This is a genomic window from Carboxylicivirga sediminis (assembly GCF_018156225.1).
Classification (GTDB): Bacteria; Bacteroidota; Bacteroidia; order Bacteroidales; family Marinilabiliaceae; genus Carboxylicivirga; species Carboxylicivirga sediminis.
On record NZ_JAGTAR010000130.1, the window covers coordinates 1 to 322 of the forward strand.

Below are 322 nucleotides of genomic sequence, written 5' to 3' on the forward strand. Positions count from 1 at the left end.
GTGATAACGCTCACTCATCAGGAATTTATCCGCCGCCTGAGTCTGCATATCTTACCCAAAGGGTTCGTTCGCATCCGACATTATGGCATATTGGCCTCATCGCTTAAGCGAAAAGTGCGTGAACTGGTGGAGCAACAAATCGGCAAAGCCACCATCCCAGAACGACCACCTTTAAAACATCGTGTTTGCTATACCTGTGGCAAGGGACAACTTGTTACACTCATTATTTTTGATGCCCGTGGACCACCACCTTTGGAGCTATTACCTCACCTCACACTAATCTAACGTCGGAAGGCGATTGGGAAGCTATGGTCTTATCCCA

At 47.8% G+C, this 322-nt stretch carries 1 pseudogene; it reads left to right on the plus strand.

From position 1 onward, the window contains the following. Positions 1-112 (plus strand): annotated as a pseudogene (locus KDU71_RS23130) (transposase); the annotation flags it as partial. Positions 113-322: the final 210 nt, after the last annotated feature.